Here is a 13,300-nt window from a genome sequence, read left to right on the forward strand (position 1 = left end):
TGCCGTTCCTGGGGCTGCCTCGCTAGCTCGAGGATTCGCTCTTCTTGTCTGACCCCGCCCGTGCCTCTTCCAGCCGCTTCTGCCGGCGCTTGAGGTTCGATCGGCTGACCGAGTAGGCGACGAAGGCAAGCAGTGCGATCCTCGCCGAGGTCCACACCCAGTCCGGGACATCGAAGGGCAGATGGAGACTCGGCAACCACCCGAACAGAAAGTCGATGACCCGGCCGATGAACCGGACGATCACCATCAGGAATCGACCGACCGGCTCCAGCAGCTGGCCCAGCCAGGCGAAGAACGGGTCGAGGATCGGTGAGAGAAGCCGTGAGAGCCACTTCTTGATCGGTTCGGTGATGAAGGCGAACAGAGCCCCAAGGCCAAGTAGCGGAACGATGAGCCGCGCCGCTGTCGTCAATCCTGCAATCATCGCGAACGTGTTCGGCTTCGCCGAGCGTTTGAGATCGCGAGCCTCTGAACGACTCCCAGGTTCCGGGAGGAGCGGTGCGATAGTGAGCCCGGAGCGGACCTCCACCTCACCGGCCCCGCCGAGGGCCGCGGTGCTCACATGGATGACCTCTTTGTCGTCCAACTCTCCCTCGTCATTCGGTCGCTTGACGGTGATGCGAACCGCGAGCCATCCGCTCACGCCCACTTCGACGGGCTTCTCCTCACCGGCATCGGTCTCAGTTCCGCCAGAGCCGTCGGCATCGGCTTCGACGGGCGCTGACGCAGTATCCGAATCAGCCGGAGCCGGAATATGCTCGACGTCATCGATCGACAGTGCCAGGATCTTCGTCCTCCACGGTGCATGACGGACGGTGACCTGATAGTCGTGCCCGAGCGCGCGACCCGAGTAGGTCGTGGCGTCTCGGAACCGGGAGAGGTGATCAGTCATCCCCGCCAGTGTACAAAATCCTCGCAAGATGCCCTGCCGGTAGGGTCACTGTCCGACCCTCCTCACGGCCACTCCCAAGTCACGCCTTCACCACTCGACTGAAGCCCAATCGGGGAGCACGCGTTGTCTCCAAGTTGATGATCACTCGCTAAGATGCCGAGCATGACAGATCCAGACCCGGCGACGAGCACAACCGCGACGACAAGGATCAGCGACACCGCACTGATCTTCGAAGGCGGCGGCATGCGCGCGTCGCTGACGAGCGGAATGGTCGTCACGCTGCTCGGCGCCGGACTGGACTTCGACTGGGTGGCCGGCATCAGTGCAGGGGCGTCGAACACCGTGAACTATCTGTCCGGGGACGCGCGTCGGGCCCGACGGTCATTCGTCGACTTCGCCGCCGATGAGCAGTTCGGCGGATGGCGCTATTTTGCCCGTGGGCAGGGCATGTTCAATGCCGAGTACATCTACCAGAAGGCGGGCGGCCCCGAGGAGGCGCTGCCGTTCGATTGGGAGGCGTTCCAATCGAGTACCGGGGACATGCGGATCATCGCCTTCGACGCAGAATCCGGCGACGAGGTTGTCTGGTCACGCACAGACACACCGCACATCGATGACCTCATGGTTCGCGTCCGCGCATCGTCGACAATGCCGGGCCTCATGCCGCCGGTCCATCTCGACGGCCATGTCTATGTCGACGGGGCAATGGGCGAGGACGGGGGAATTGCGCTCAGCCAGGCGCAGCGCGAAGGCTTCGAGAAGTTCGTCATCGTTCTTACTCAGGAACGCTCAAATAAGAAGCTGCCGCAGCGGTTTCCCACGGTCTACCGCAACATCTTCCGCCGTTACCCGGCCCTGGGGGAGGCTCTGCTGACGAGGTGGAAGCGCTACAACGAGACACGTGAACGAATCTTCGCCCTCGAAGCAGAAGGTAAGGCACACGTCTTCGCCCCGGAACGCATGTCGGTCGACAACGGCACCCGCAATCTCTCGCGGCTGGCAGCTGCGCATCGTTTGGGGCTCTCCCAGTCCCGTCGTGAGCTGCCGAAGATCCGGGAGTTTTTGGGGGTGTGATTGGGATCGAAGTGCGACTTAGCGCGCAATCAAGAGTCTTGAGACGACGAAGAACACCCAATTTGTGTCGTCGACCGACGTACTGACATCGTTAGTTGGCACTGCACCGATCAGGGCTTTGGCGGATTCGATGATTCCTGGATTGGATCAACTTGTTGTTTGTTAGTAAGTAGGCGAGGAGATCAATAGCCGTATTCAGATCTGGGAGGTTGCATAGTCGTCAAAATGATGGAAGGTCTAGATTATGGCTTTGCGGTCAACTCACAGACTATGGAGTTGGAAGAGTTCTACGTAGTTAGAAAAGGGATCCGAGAACGTAGAGAGGATCGCGCAATTCTGGGGTGCGGAAGCCAGTAGGTTGGTTTCACCTCGGTGGTGACGGCGAACGCATTCGAGCGGCAAGTCGATGCGACTGGCTATTCGATAGTGAACATCTCGCACATTGCGGCTGGTTGCGGCTCTGCTATTTGATTGCCTAGAAGAAAGATTGATTATCCGATAATATAACTAAGGTAAAGCGGAACAGACTCTGCTGGAACTTGCGATTCCCGACTTAACTCGGAGGTTGAGCCGGACGGCAATTGTGTTGATAGAGGGAGCGAATAACCCGTGGCCTGGTCACGGCGATGGTAAGTCGTCGCGGAGGAAATGAAATGAAATCCTGGCAAGCGAGCATCCTCCTACTCCAGAAGTCTCGTTGCTACACGCTTGAAGACAGGCTGAAGGAATCGGGATCCCTCCGTGCGTAGGCTGAACTCTGGAACGCCTAGGAAATCTTAATCCGCATAGTCATAGAACTCACTCAAGGTACTCGCGAACAGAGCCTGCCTCAGAACCTATCGCCGTCGAGACGGCTGCCTCCCCCAACTGAACGCACTACGGCATCCCAAGATGGAAATTGATGCCTACTAGCGTGGATCAAGACTTCCAGCTCGATTCCAAGACCCTTGTAGGGTTTGGCACGACCTTGCCCGGGCCCCATATTCTTAGCTCAGTCATTCAAACAGGGATTATGAGCACCAGGGTGCGCCAGCGGAAAAGTAACGGCATAGCCAGGGGGTCAGCCGATACACTCACTGACAAGTCAAATTCTCACCGCCGTCGGGAAAGTTTTCCCTCATGTGCGTTGCAGAGTATTGTCGGGTTATGGATCGGTATCACGAAACGACTACTGAGGTACGCGCAATAGAAAATCAGGGACGACCAGATTGGTTGACTATTAGTGACTACCTGTGGAACGTATACTCTATCTGCAGATGCCGCTACAATATTTCAAAGTGATACTGTGCCGACCGCTTGAAGCGGCCATTTCCAGGACTGGTTGACTTTCGGTAGTCTATGTATGTGATGAACCGCCTTTCTAGGCGTGATGTAAGAAAACACAATGGAGGAGAACACCATGAAGGCAATCCGTGAAGACGGTCAGGTCGTCGAACTATCCGAAGCTGGCACATGGAGATTTTCGGAAGATCGCAACACTGGTGGTGGAGAAGATGGGTTTCGTGGAGTCAAGTGGGGTACGAGCCCTGAAGTCGCGAAGCGCAGGGAGGATTCGCCTCCGTCTGAGGAGCTCGAGACAATCCTATATTGGACAGGAGGCCGACTGGGAGGCTTGTCTTGCGAAATTGTTTATATCTATGCCAATGCTTCTCTGGTAAGAGCGAAATATATTATCAACGAAGAATGGGTTAATGAAAATAGGTTTATCATGGAATATAACGCAATGAGTGAGCTGCTCTCTAAGAAATACGGTCGGCCCGAGAGTGAAAACGAGTTCTGGAACAACGAACTCTGGAAAGATGAGTACGATGACTGGGGCAAGGCGGTACAGCAGGGGCATCTGTCGATGTATGCAACTTGGTACTCGGGCGAAACCAGAATAATGTTGTCCTTGTTCGGTGAGAACTACGAGTCCAGTTTACAAATCGAGTACGCTAGCATTAGGCTGGAAAAGATTGAAAGTAGGCTAAAGGAAGCTGAATTGTTGGATATCTTGTAAATATGGAGAGCGATCAACTGTGCGGCGCACACCAAACTGATGGCGTTCGAGAGGTCTCCAGGCATATTCGATTTTCAGCCGCCGAGCAACGATACCATTAGCTGGATAATTTACTAAATACGATATAGTAAATGGATCTATTCGATATAGATTACTCTAGGTTAGTCGCGGTCGATTGCGATAGAGTTCGCTCTATTGTAGATTTGCTTTGACTGATGTGGTGGGTTTTCGTTCTTTTGGTGTCGATGAAATCTGGTAAAGTAATTGAGGTGCGAATCGTGAATGATCTCAACGTCTTAAGAAAGAGATCTATTGTTTCCTAATGCATGCAACTTTCTGCCTGAGTCAGCAATGCTTTCACAGGCGACCAACAGCTCAACTGCTTCGTAGATCCTTCCTTCCACGTTTGAGCCTCTTCTTGTCCATCCGAATAGACGGGACACAGCGAGCGATACTTCCTCGCGAGTGAGGGCCCCTGCATCATCAAGCATTCTGCGAACAGCTACCGCTATTTCATCAAGGTGAATCTGCTCAACTTTTCGGATGACGCCATTGCCAGGTGTTCGCACGTCTATACCCGAATTCTCGGGTGGCATGAGAAATTCTCCGTCAACTCGTACGTCTGACAGTTCTACACTCATTTCGATGTTCCGTCGGATCTTGGCACCGATCCGTCCGACTCCCCACCAGTCTCGAAGCCGTTCGAAGGCGATTTCGCGGTGGACCGGTCCTTCGGTCTTGGCGAGCTCGTGGATGTCGTCGATCATGTAGTAGAGGCTGTCTCGATCTCCAGGGTCAGCCCAGTATGGTTTGAGTTTGGGGTTGACCGCTACTGCATATTCCTTTGCCCAAAGCGGGGTTTGGTTGAGGGGGACGTATTGGGTGGTGATTTCCGGTCGGTCTATCGAAGGGCGTGGCATACGAGCACCGTTGACAGGGCGCTCGATGGCTGCTTCGATTGCCTGACGCAGTCGCCTTTCCTCAACTGCCCGATCGCGGTACCACGCAGTTCCCCAAATCCGATGCATAGTCCAGCCCAGGCCACTCAGAATCTGGTCGCGTAAGCGATCACGGTCTCTCGCAGATGGTGCAGAGTGATACTGATATCCGTCGCACTCGACCGCTAGGGCAAAGCTCCCAGGAAACTGTGGATGCCGAACGCCCAGGTCAATCCGATAGCCTGCGGCCCCTACCTGTGGTTCGACAGTATATCCCCAACCCTGGATCGTCTTAAGGACGGACTCCTCAAAAGGAGATTCCGGGTTTAACCCTGTGGATGAATACGGAATTGCCAGGGTCTTCTGACCCTTCTCCGCGTACTCTAAGTACGCGCGGAAGTACTCAACGTTCTCATTCGTCGAGGGTGGAATCTGTCCGGCATATATGGAAGAGACGATTTCTACTCGTTGTCTCGCACGTGTGATTCCAACATTGAGCCGACGCCATCCCTTATCCCTGTTTAGAGCCCCGAAGTTTGTAGAGACCTTACCCGCTTCGTCAGGGCCGTATCCGATGGAGAAGATGATTACATCGCGTTCATCTCCCTGAACTTGTTCCAGAGCTCGGATGAAGAAGCCATCTAGTCGATCATCAACGTCGAAGTACTGGTCAAGATCGCGATTCGCCGTGCGAATCTCGTCGATTGCTCGTTGGACCGCATCTGCTTGAGTGACAGAAAAGGTCACTACGCCCAATGACAGGTCCGGCCGCTTCCTGAAGTGCTCAATGACCCGTTCGGCAACTGCAGTAGCTTCAAGCGGGTTGTCAGACCCGCCGCCACGTCGGTAGAGGCCGTCGATTTTGAAGAGCTCAACGCCGACATGGTTGCCGCTCTGTTGGGCAGAGGGAAACGTAACGAGCTTTCCGTCGTAGAACTTGTAGTTCGAAAATGCAATGAGGTCCTCATGGCGTGATCGATAGTGCCAAGACAGCCCAAGGTTGTTGAACGCGCCCGAGGCCTTTGCAAGTTCCAATACGGACTGGAAGTCCTTGACATCGGTTCCTCCGTCATCAACCTCTTCGACGTTCCGCTCAAAGAACGAGGTCGGTGGAAGCTGTTTGTCGTCGCCAGCAAGGATGAGTGATTTGCCTCGATAGATGCAATTGATGGCGTCGGCAGGTGTAACTTGCGATGCTTCGTCGAAGATGACGACGTCGAAGAGAGCTTCTGGTGGTAGATACTGAGAAACCGCAAGCGGAGACATCATGAAGACTGGTTTGATGCGCGGCGTGACGCTTCTCGTCTCGGAGATCAAATCGCGGACCGGACGATGCCGTCGTTGTTTGCTCCCTTCTCGGCGAATAAGCGACGATTCTCCTACGGCGGTATTCGTTGGCCGTTGCGAGTTGGCAGACACAATTATCTCTGAAATAGCTGCGGAGAAAAATTGGCGATCGAGTTCGCGGTACTCCGTGACTAAAGCCTGACGCTCATCGGCAAGGAGAGGCTGCAGCCGGTCGTCGCTATTAATGACAGCGTCAGACCATCCCCTCAGTAACGATCGATTGATGACGTTTCCTGCTTGGTCGCGTCCGACTCTATGTTTAATGCAGTAGTCGACCGCGGGTGCTAGGCCATATTCAGAAAGTTCCTCATACGCGCGTCTGTAACCAAACCATTCCTGTTGCCCAACTGAATCGGAGACGAAGTCGTGCAACAATTGGTCAGCAGACACAGCTTCATTGAGCTCTTCAGTTAGTTCTTTTCGGCGTGGGGGAGCGAACGCGTTGACGATGTCGTCACGAGCCTCTATCCATTGGTTGAAAGCTTCCTCTATCCCGGACTCGGGTACTGGTTCGGCGATTGCGTCAATCTGGGACTGGTTCAATCGAGCCCCGGTGAGGTCGCGCATTTTGCTCGTCCACGTGATCACTGATTCTAATACATTCAGGTCCGTGGATTCTCCAGTGAAGAGATCTCCGAGGACCGACCGGTACGTTTCCGAATGGTCGAGAATCTTCTGACTCCTGTCAGAGACCGAGCCAATCAGGTCAATGATCTGCTCTGCTTGGTCGGACGTCAGCTCCACATGTTCTGTTTTTGCGAATACGGCATTGATGCGCTCGGAGGCACACTGCATTGGGGCGACATGGGCGGACAGCCAGTCGATTGCATCCTGAATCCGCCCGATTTGGTGGCTCAAACGACCTGAGAGCGCAGGGGGCGGTGCCAGCTGCTGTCTCCACTGGCCAATTTCGGCTTGTGCTGCCTCAACTATTAGCTGATGCGACGAATTGTCTCCACGATCTGTGAGGTAGAGGATTACTGATCGCGGTAACGGTTCGACAGAGAGGCTCAATGCAGCCTCAACAACGTCGAGGGCTTTGTCTAATTCTTTAAAATCTGTATCTCGCCCTGCATAGTGTTTGCCTAGGACCTGCTGCCGGAGGGCTGCATGGGTATCGAACTCAGCGACCCGCCGGCTCCAATCGAGGGCGGTGGACAGATTCTGAATCCCCTCCTTCAGATATGAGGCGTCATTGAGGAGGCCCGCCACCGTTCGCTTATCCACACGGTACTGTTTAAACAGCTTTCTCAATCCTTGATGCAGATTGGTGAAACGATCATGCAATTCGTCCAATGGTGCGGTTAGCGCTTCGGCTTTGAAGAGAGTTCGTGCATTGTCTTCAGTTTCGTTGAGGTGTAATACGTCTTTTCGCAAAGAATCGGCTGTAGCTCTCGCCTCAGACAGCGCTTCGGACGAAAACCAGTGTGGCGCAGGTGCGCTGTTTTGTGCACGCAGTCGGACGAGTTGCTCGAGAGTATCGACATCGGAGAACATTTCGACCTTGCGCCATCCAAGTGTGTGCGCCAACGCATTCATCGCATTTCGTGCCTGATCCAGGGTCTTAACCTGTTGAGCGAATCGAGCGGCTGTTCCCGACAGGTCCGCAGCCGACAGCTGCCCGACTTCGATGGGCGCTTCGAGACTGTCGGGAACTGTGCTCTTCGGTGGCAACTGATTTGGGGCAGGTAGAGATCTCCAACTGACTCCAGTCAGTTCGTGGACTTTCTGCGCATCTCTGCGCAGCTCAGCGAGTTGCTGAGCGAGTTCGTTCTTCGTCTGCTCAACTTTTTGGAGGTCTGCCGCAGACAGCCAGTCGTAGTGAACTGTTGTCGAAGGTAGCTCCTGAATGTGATTGAGAATCGTAATCAGTCGAGGAGTGTCCGATAACGCTACGGCTGAAAACGCGACCGAGAGGCGAGAACTCGGCTCTCGACGAGCGACGATTTCCTTTAGCGCATCTAATGCTCGTTGCAAACGAACGTCGAGTGAACGGTCTTCTATGACATCTGTCCACAGGAACGTAGATCCTTCCGCCGCGGGACGCCAAAACCTCCGGAGACGGGCAATTGAATCCTGGATGCCCGAATACTGTTGTTCCGTCAGATCGAGAAGGTCTCGGTCCGGGATAGGCGCTGATGTTGAAGCTGGAAGGTCCGAGTAGAGGCCAAGTACGTGATGGAGCGTCATGTTGAGAGGGCTTCTCACCTCATTCATCGCTGAAGCGTAGTTGTTCAGTTTCTCTCGACGGTCTTTTGCCTTGGCCCGAGTGATGCTGGGCATTGCAGTGGGTGGGACGGCGACATTGTCTAGAGCCGAAAGCAATTCATGAGCAACTTCTTTTCGTGCAGTGTTATGCGAATGCAGCTCGAATAAGTAGGCTCCAAGTCCAGCTCCAGAGAGGCGGTTCCGCACAACTTCGAGAGCTGCTATTTTCTCCGAAACGAAGAGGACCTTCTTCTTTGCATGAAGTAGAGCCCCGATCATGTTGGAGATGGTCTGAGATTTGCCCGTTCCAGGTGGCCCATCCATGACGAAGGACTCCCCATTCAGCGCAGCTGCAATTGCTACGCGTTGGGAAGAGTCCGCGTCCAGCACGAGTGGAATCTCCTCTGGCGGTACCTTTGAGTCGATGTCGTCGTCAGGGCTGATGGGGTCGAACTGAAACTCCGTCGTCTGGCGCCTCGGATCGGACGTGGCGAGCGCAGTGACGATGGGGTGTCCAAGGACCATGTCTTCATGGTCCTTGAGGTCTTTGTACATTGCTTCTTTCTGAAATGAATACGTTGCCAGGTACGTTTCGTCGCTGATGGTCCACTCGCGGCTGTCTTTGTACTTGCCGAGAATGTCGCGCACTGAGTCGAAGACCTTCGTGACGGAGCTGTCTTCGAGGTCTTCTGCTGTTGGTAGTGCGATTCCGAATTCGGCCAGCCTCAACGTGAGCGCTGGGTTGATTACCGAATCATCTTCGCTTCCGGAAAGGCGGGGGGTGCTCTTTGGGCCGTGCGCGTTGAGCTCAACTGGAACCAGGAGCAGCGGCGAAGTCATCTCAGCTCCATCGGATTCTCTCCACTTGAGCAGGCCGAATGACACATAGAGGATGGTGAGTCCGCGGTCCAGAAAGGTGGCGGATGCCTTTCGCATGAGATTACGGGCAACGGAATGCACTTCGTTGTGTGGTCGTGGCACGGTCAGGTCGGCAGAAGACAGTTCAACATCTGCGTGAGGGTCGGTTTCTGCTCCGACTTCGTCTTCGTTGTCTGCAATGCCAGCAATGGTCAATTGGGAGCCGGATTTCAGCAGCTGTAAGATTTTGTCCGACTCAGGCCCGGTGAAGCGGACAGACGACGATTTCGGCGCTTTGAACTTCACCAGTGCACTGCCGCCGGTCAATCCGACCAGTCCTTCTCGCCAAACTTTCAACGCTGCCTGAGCGTTGCCAGCATCTGCATTCTGCATATCTTCGGTCGCTTCTTTCGGTGTCGAACTGATTCGGCATTATTGATTGCTCAAAGCAGCTGTCACATTGAACACTGCCGTCCAGGTACAAGATACCTGCAAGTGTGCAATACATTGAATTGCTTGCTTGAACCGGGACGACTCATCCAGAACGACAACTGGCGAGTCTGATGCAACAGCCATAAATCGCATTGAAATTGAGTGACTGGTTGATGTAAACGCTGCTGATCGTGAGGTTGCGCGCGAGCTGATGCGGGTGGGATTTCGAACTCTTCACAGGTGAGGGTGCAGAACCTGGTGCACGTCGCTACACGGAAATCGTTCTACGCCAGTCGAACTGGCCCGAGCGAAGATCTCACGAGCCGGGCTAGCCACTGGCGCCTGAAAGCATCACGCCGCCAATGGCAAGATTCGAATTGAGGGCCACAAGATTCTAACTGAGGGCCAACGGGGCCTATTGACGGCCCTGCCCGATCCGACTACGTGGCCGATATGGACGTCGACGAAGCTGTATGGCGGCAACCGAGACGTGGCGAAAGGTGTGTCGCCGTGATCACCGATCTCACTCCGATCCGTGACAAGACCGGTGATACTCCTGGTCGTGGTCGGGGGACAGTTGTAGTCCGTATTCGAATCCATCTCGACGGGCACGTGTACGTCGACGGCGCGATGGGCGAGGACGGAGGAATTGCGCTCAGCCAGGCGCAACGCGAAGGTTTTGAGAAATTCGTCATCATCCTCACTCAGGAGCGCTCCTGTAAGAAGATGCCGCAACGGTTCCCCACGGTCTACCGCAACATCTTCCGCCGGTACCCGGCCCTGGGGGAGGCGCTGCTGACGAGGTGGAAGCGCTACAACGAGACACGTGAGCGTATCTTCGCCCTCGAAGCAGAAGGAAAGGCGCACGTCTTCGCCCCGGAACGCATGCCGGTCGACAACGGCACCCGCAACCTCTCCCGGCTCGCAGCGGCGCATCGTCTGGGGCTCTCCCAGTCCCGCCGTGAGCTGCCGAAGATCCGAGAGTTTGTCAGCGAGAACTAGAAGCGAAAGGCATTCGCGTCGGCAGATGGGTCGGCCCGACTGAGCCTCGCCCTCAGGGCGCCATTCCGTCGATGAAGAAGTGCGACAAAGCCGGAATTCCTTCTTAAACTCGCTGATAACATCTGTTGTATGGGTGAGAATCTCGGTCCTGGGAAGGACCCCGACATCGACGTCATTCGTTCAGCCGATGCCACCGCATCTGATCTGCGGAGGATCGCGGGAACCAGACCGGACCTGCTCTCCGGCATCGCCGCCCATCCGAACACCGATCCGGAGCTGCTCGCCTGGCTGGCCACCAATGAGCATCCAGCCGTCCAGGACGCGCTCGCACGACGAGGCTGGAACTCCGGGTGGTATCAGAACACAGCACAGAATTCGGTCCAGCACCATACACTGGCTGGGCCCGCGGGCTCCTCGGCGCCGCAACAGAACCGGAGCCAGACCAAGAAAAAGTGGATGCTGGGCATCGGCGCAGGCCTCGTTCTCGTCCTCGCGATCAGCGGCGGATTCTTCGCAGCACGCTTCCTTGCCGGCTCAAACTATGACAAGGCCCCGAGCCAGAAAGTGGCAGTCGACCTCGCTGACGTCGGCCGCAACGCTCAGCTGACTCAACTGCCGACGCGTTCCGATGGAGACGACGACCAGCAGCTCGTCCGCGTCGTCGGTCCCCGACAGTCGGTGATCATGGCCCTCCACGAGAAGACGTTGGAACCGACCTGGATGGCGCCGATCCCACACGCCGACGTGAAAGCGCCGACCGCAGACGATCCCGCCGGCGATGACCCTGAGGGCTCCGGCCCGAAGCTTGATGGCACCCCGATCGACTGCGAGCGATCGACCGACTCCGTGGTCTGCGGAGACCGCTCGATCGGATTGAAAGACGGCGAAGTCACCCTCAGCCCGGGCGACGACTCGGATTCGAAGGAGTCGGACGAGTCGTCCGATGACACGAGCACCGCCGAGGTGACCGATCCGGCAACGGAGGCTGTTCCGGTCACCGTCAACGACGACGGTTCCCTGAGCTCGTCATCCGGTAAGTCGTACCCGGACGTGAGCGTCGATCCCGAGGCAACGGTGCGAATGGTCGGTGCGGGTGAGGACGGCCCCTGGGTGGTCTCCGACGGCACAGCGGTCATCGCCGTCGACTCCGACTCGGTGCTGTGGAAGTCCGAACTCGGCGAGAATGCGGCGACGTCGACCAGCCTCGGCGAGCCTCGCCTGCGTCCGAACTGGACGATCGAAGACGAGGTGCTCGTCATCGCCGATGATGCGGGCGTACATGGTCTGGCAATCGACTCAGGTCAGGAGCTGTGGCGCGTCGATGCCGATCTCGACAGTTTCACCGTCTCGGGGACGCATCTCATGAGCATGTCCGACGGCGTCCTCGAGGTCTTCGACTTCACCGATTCCAGCGATGTCGACACTGTGAAGGCCGATCCCGGCTACAACGGCGGCACCGGTGGCGAGGCGATCGCACAGTTCCCGGGTGCCGATGCGTTCAAGAACGCGAAGCTCTCGACGCCACCGGGATGCGTGGAGTTCGGTCTCGCCTACGACGACTACTTCCTCGGTGACAGTCCTTTGGACCCCAAACCCGAGCACGAGGTGGAATTCTCCGACGGCGAGGCCAGCGCCGATGACGGGCACTATTCCGGTATCGCCATGGAGAAGTTCACGACGTCTCGGATGGGGGAGAAGGCGGTGACCGCCGTCGAATTCAGCTGCAATGGCGGCGGCACCTATATCTATCCGTCGATCGGAATCTACGATGAGGATCTCAACCTGCTCGACTCGATCGAGTTCTGGTATTCGGCCGCGGACCGCGGCAACTCGAGAGACATCTCCGGTTACGTTCCCAAGCCCTACTTCAACTCGGTGAGTCCGATGGGGCAGTATCTGGGGATCAACCTCGGCGGCATCGGCGTCTACGGTGACGACGGGTGCACGGCGTGTGAGAAGTCCGCGAATGCTGATGTCCTCTACCGCTGGGACGGGAAGTCCTTCGCGCATCAAGACACCGTGTTTCACGTGCCCGCCGGTGATGTCCGAACACCGTCGTTGGCGCAGGTGCAGGAATTCGCCGAGGCGGTCGCTGCCGGAAACGACGCCGAGGCTGGTCGTTCGGCGACGCCGGAGATGATGTCGTCGCTCGATGACATCCTGGGCGACGGTCAGACGTCGAACCCGCCGACGGTCCGGTCCGTGCAGTTTGCCAAAGGGGTGAAGGTCGATACCTGCGAGCTCGTCCAGCCCTATGAGGATGCCGATTACGGAGGTGGGGAGTACTACTTCGTCAACGGCAAGTCGATGCCCGGTCTGTATGCGCAGGACGACATCGAGGCCGGAGACACGGTCTGCGGTGTGACGACTCCGGACATGGGCGATGGCGATGACTATTACATCTACCTTCTGCTCAGAGGCACCCCGGACGGCAGTGTCAAGGTCTACGAGGCCGGGCGACACTTCAGCTGAGGTGGAGAAAGTGCGCTCGTGAGGTGTGGCTGGTTCCTGGACGGCTGTCCTGCTAGATGGCCTTTAAACGTCGAACAC

At 56.5% G+C, this 13,300-nt stretch carries 7 protein-coding genes; 4 read left to right on the forward strand and 3 right to left on the reverse strand.

Features of this window, described 5'->3' with window-relative positions; genetic code table 11:
* Positions 1 to 22: 22 nt before the first annotated feature.
* The gene (locus ACH82I_RS17660) at positions 23 to 892 is read right to left on the reverse strand and encodes a hypothetical protein (protein ID WP_413334502.1); all 870 of its coding nucleotides are present in this window, start codon (positions 890 to 892) and stop codon (positions 23 to 25) included.
* Positions 893 to 1,054: 162 nt separating this feature from the next.
* On the opposite strand from ACH82I_RS17660, the gene ACH82I_RS17665 reads away from it, so the two are divergent.
* Positions 1,055 to 1,966, forward strand: coding sequence for a patatin-like phospholipase family protein (locus ACH82I_RS17665; RefSeq protein WP_413334504.1), 912 nt, complete (start codon positions 1,055 to 1,057; stop codon positions 1,964 to 1,966).
* A 261-nt stretch (positions 1,967 to 2,227) separates the two neighbouring features.
* Here the strand turns inward: ACH82I_RS17665 and ACH82I_RS17670 are convergent, their stop codons facing one another.
* A complete protein-coding gene (locus ACH82I_RS17670; RefSeq protein ID WP_413336780.1) occupies positions 2,228 to 2,461 on the reverse strand; it encodes a DUF6994 family protein in 234 nt (77 codons plus the stop codon).
* Between the two features lie 889 nt (positions 2,462 to 3,350).
* On the opposite strand from ACH82I_RS17670, the gene ACH82I_RS17675 reads away from it, so the two are divergent.
* Positions 3,351 to 3,965, forward strand: coding sequence for a hypothetical protein (locus ACH82I_RS17675; RefSeq protein WP_413334506.1), 615 nt, complete (start codon positions 3,351 to 3,353; stop codon positions 3,963 to 3,965).
* A gap of 296 nt (positions 3,966 to 4,261) precedes the next feature.
* Here the strand turns inward: ACH82I_RS17675 and ACH82I_RS17680 are convergent, their stop codons facing one another.
* Positions 4,262 to 9,709, reverse strand: a complete 5,448-nt coding sequence (locus tag ACH82I_RS17680; RefSeq protein WP_413334508.1) for a DUF3320 domain-containing protein — start codon at positions 9,707 to 9,709, stop codon at positions 4,262 to 4,264.
* A gap of 549 nt (positions 9,710 to 10,258) precedes the next feature.
* On the opposite strand from ACH82I_RS17680, the gene ACH82I_RS17685 reads away from it, so the two are divergent.
* A complete protein-coding gene (locus tag ACH82I_RS17685) occupies positions 10,259 to 10,750 on the forward strand; it encodes a DUF6363 domain-containing protein (RefSeq protein WP_413334510.1) in 492 nt (163 codons plus the stop codon).
* 129 nt (positions 10,751 to 10,879) lie between these two features.
* On the forward strand, positions 10,880 to 13,222 hold the full coding sequence (locus tag ACH82I_RS17690) for a hypothetical protein (protein WP_413334512.1): 2,343 nt from the start codon (positions 10,880 to 10,882) through the stop codon (positions 13,220 to 13,222).
* Positions 13,223 to 13,300 lie beyond the last annotated feature (78 nt).

The organism is Brevibacterium sp. GP-SGM9, assembly GCF_047300845.1.
In the GTDB taxonomy this organism is placed as follows: Bacteria; Actinomycetota; Actinomycetes; order Actinomycetales; family Brevibacteriaceae; genus Brevibacterium.

Excerpts from the sequence above, each read along its gene's own strand:
- ACH82I_RS17660 (WP_413334502.1), bottom strand. The coding sequence starts at position 892 with ATGACTGATCACCTCTCCCGGTTCCGAGACGCCACGACCTACTCGGGT.
- ACH82I_RS17665 (WP_413334504.1), top strand. The coding sequence starts at position 1,055 with ATGACAGATCCAGACCCGGCGACGAGCACAACCGCGACGACAAGGATC.
- ACH82I_RS17675 (WP_413334506.1), top strand. The coding sequence starts at position 3,351 with ATGGAGGAGAACACCATGAAGGCAATCCGTGAAGACGGTCAGGTCGTC.
- ACH82I_RS17680 (WP_413334508.1), bottom strand. The coding sequence starts at position 9,709 with ATGCAGAATGCAGATGCTGGCAACGCTCAGGCAGCGTTGAAAGTTTGG.
- ACH82I_RS17690 (WP_413334512.1), top strand. The coding sequence starts at position 10,880 with ATGGGTGAGAATCTCGGTCCTGGGAAGGACCCCGACATCGACGTCATT.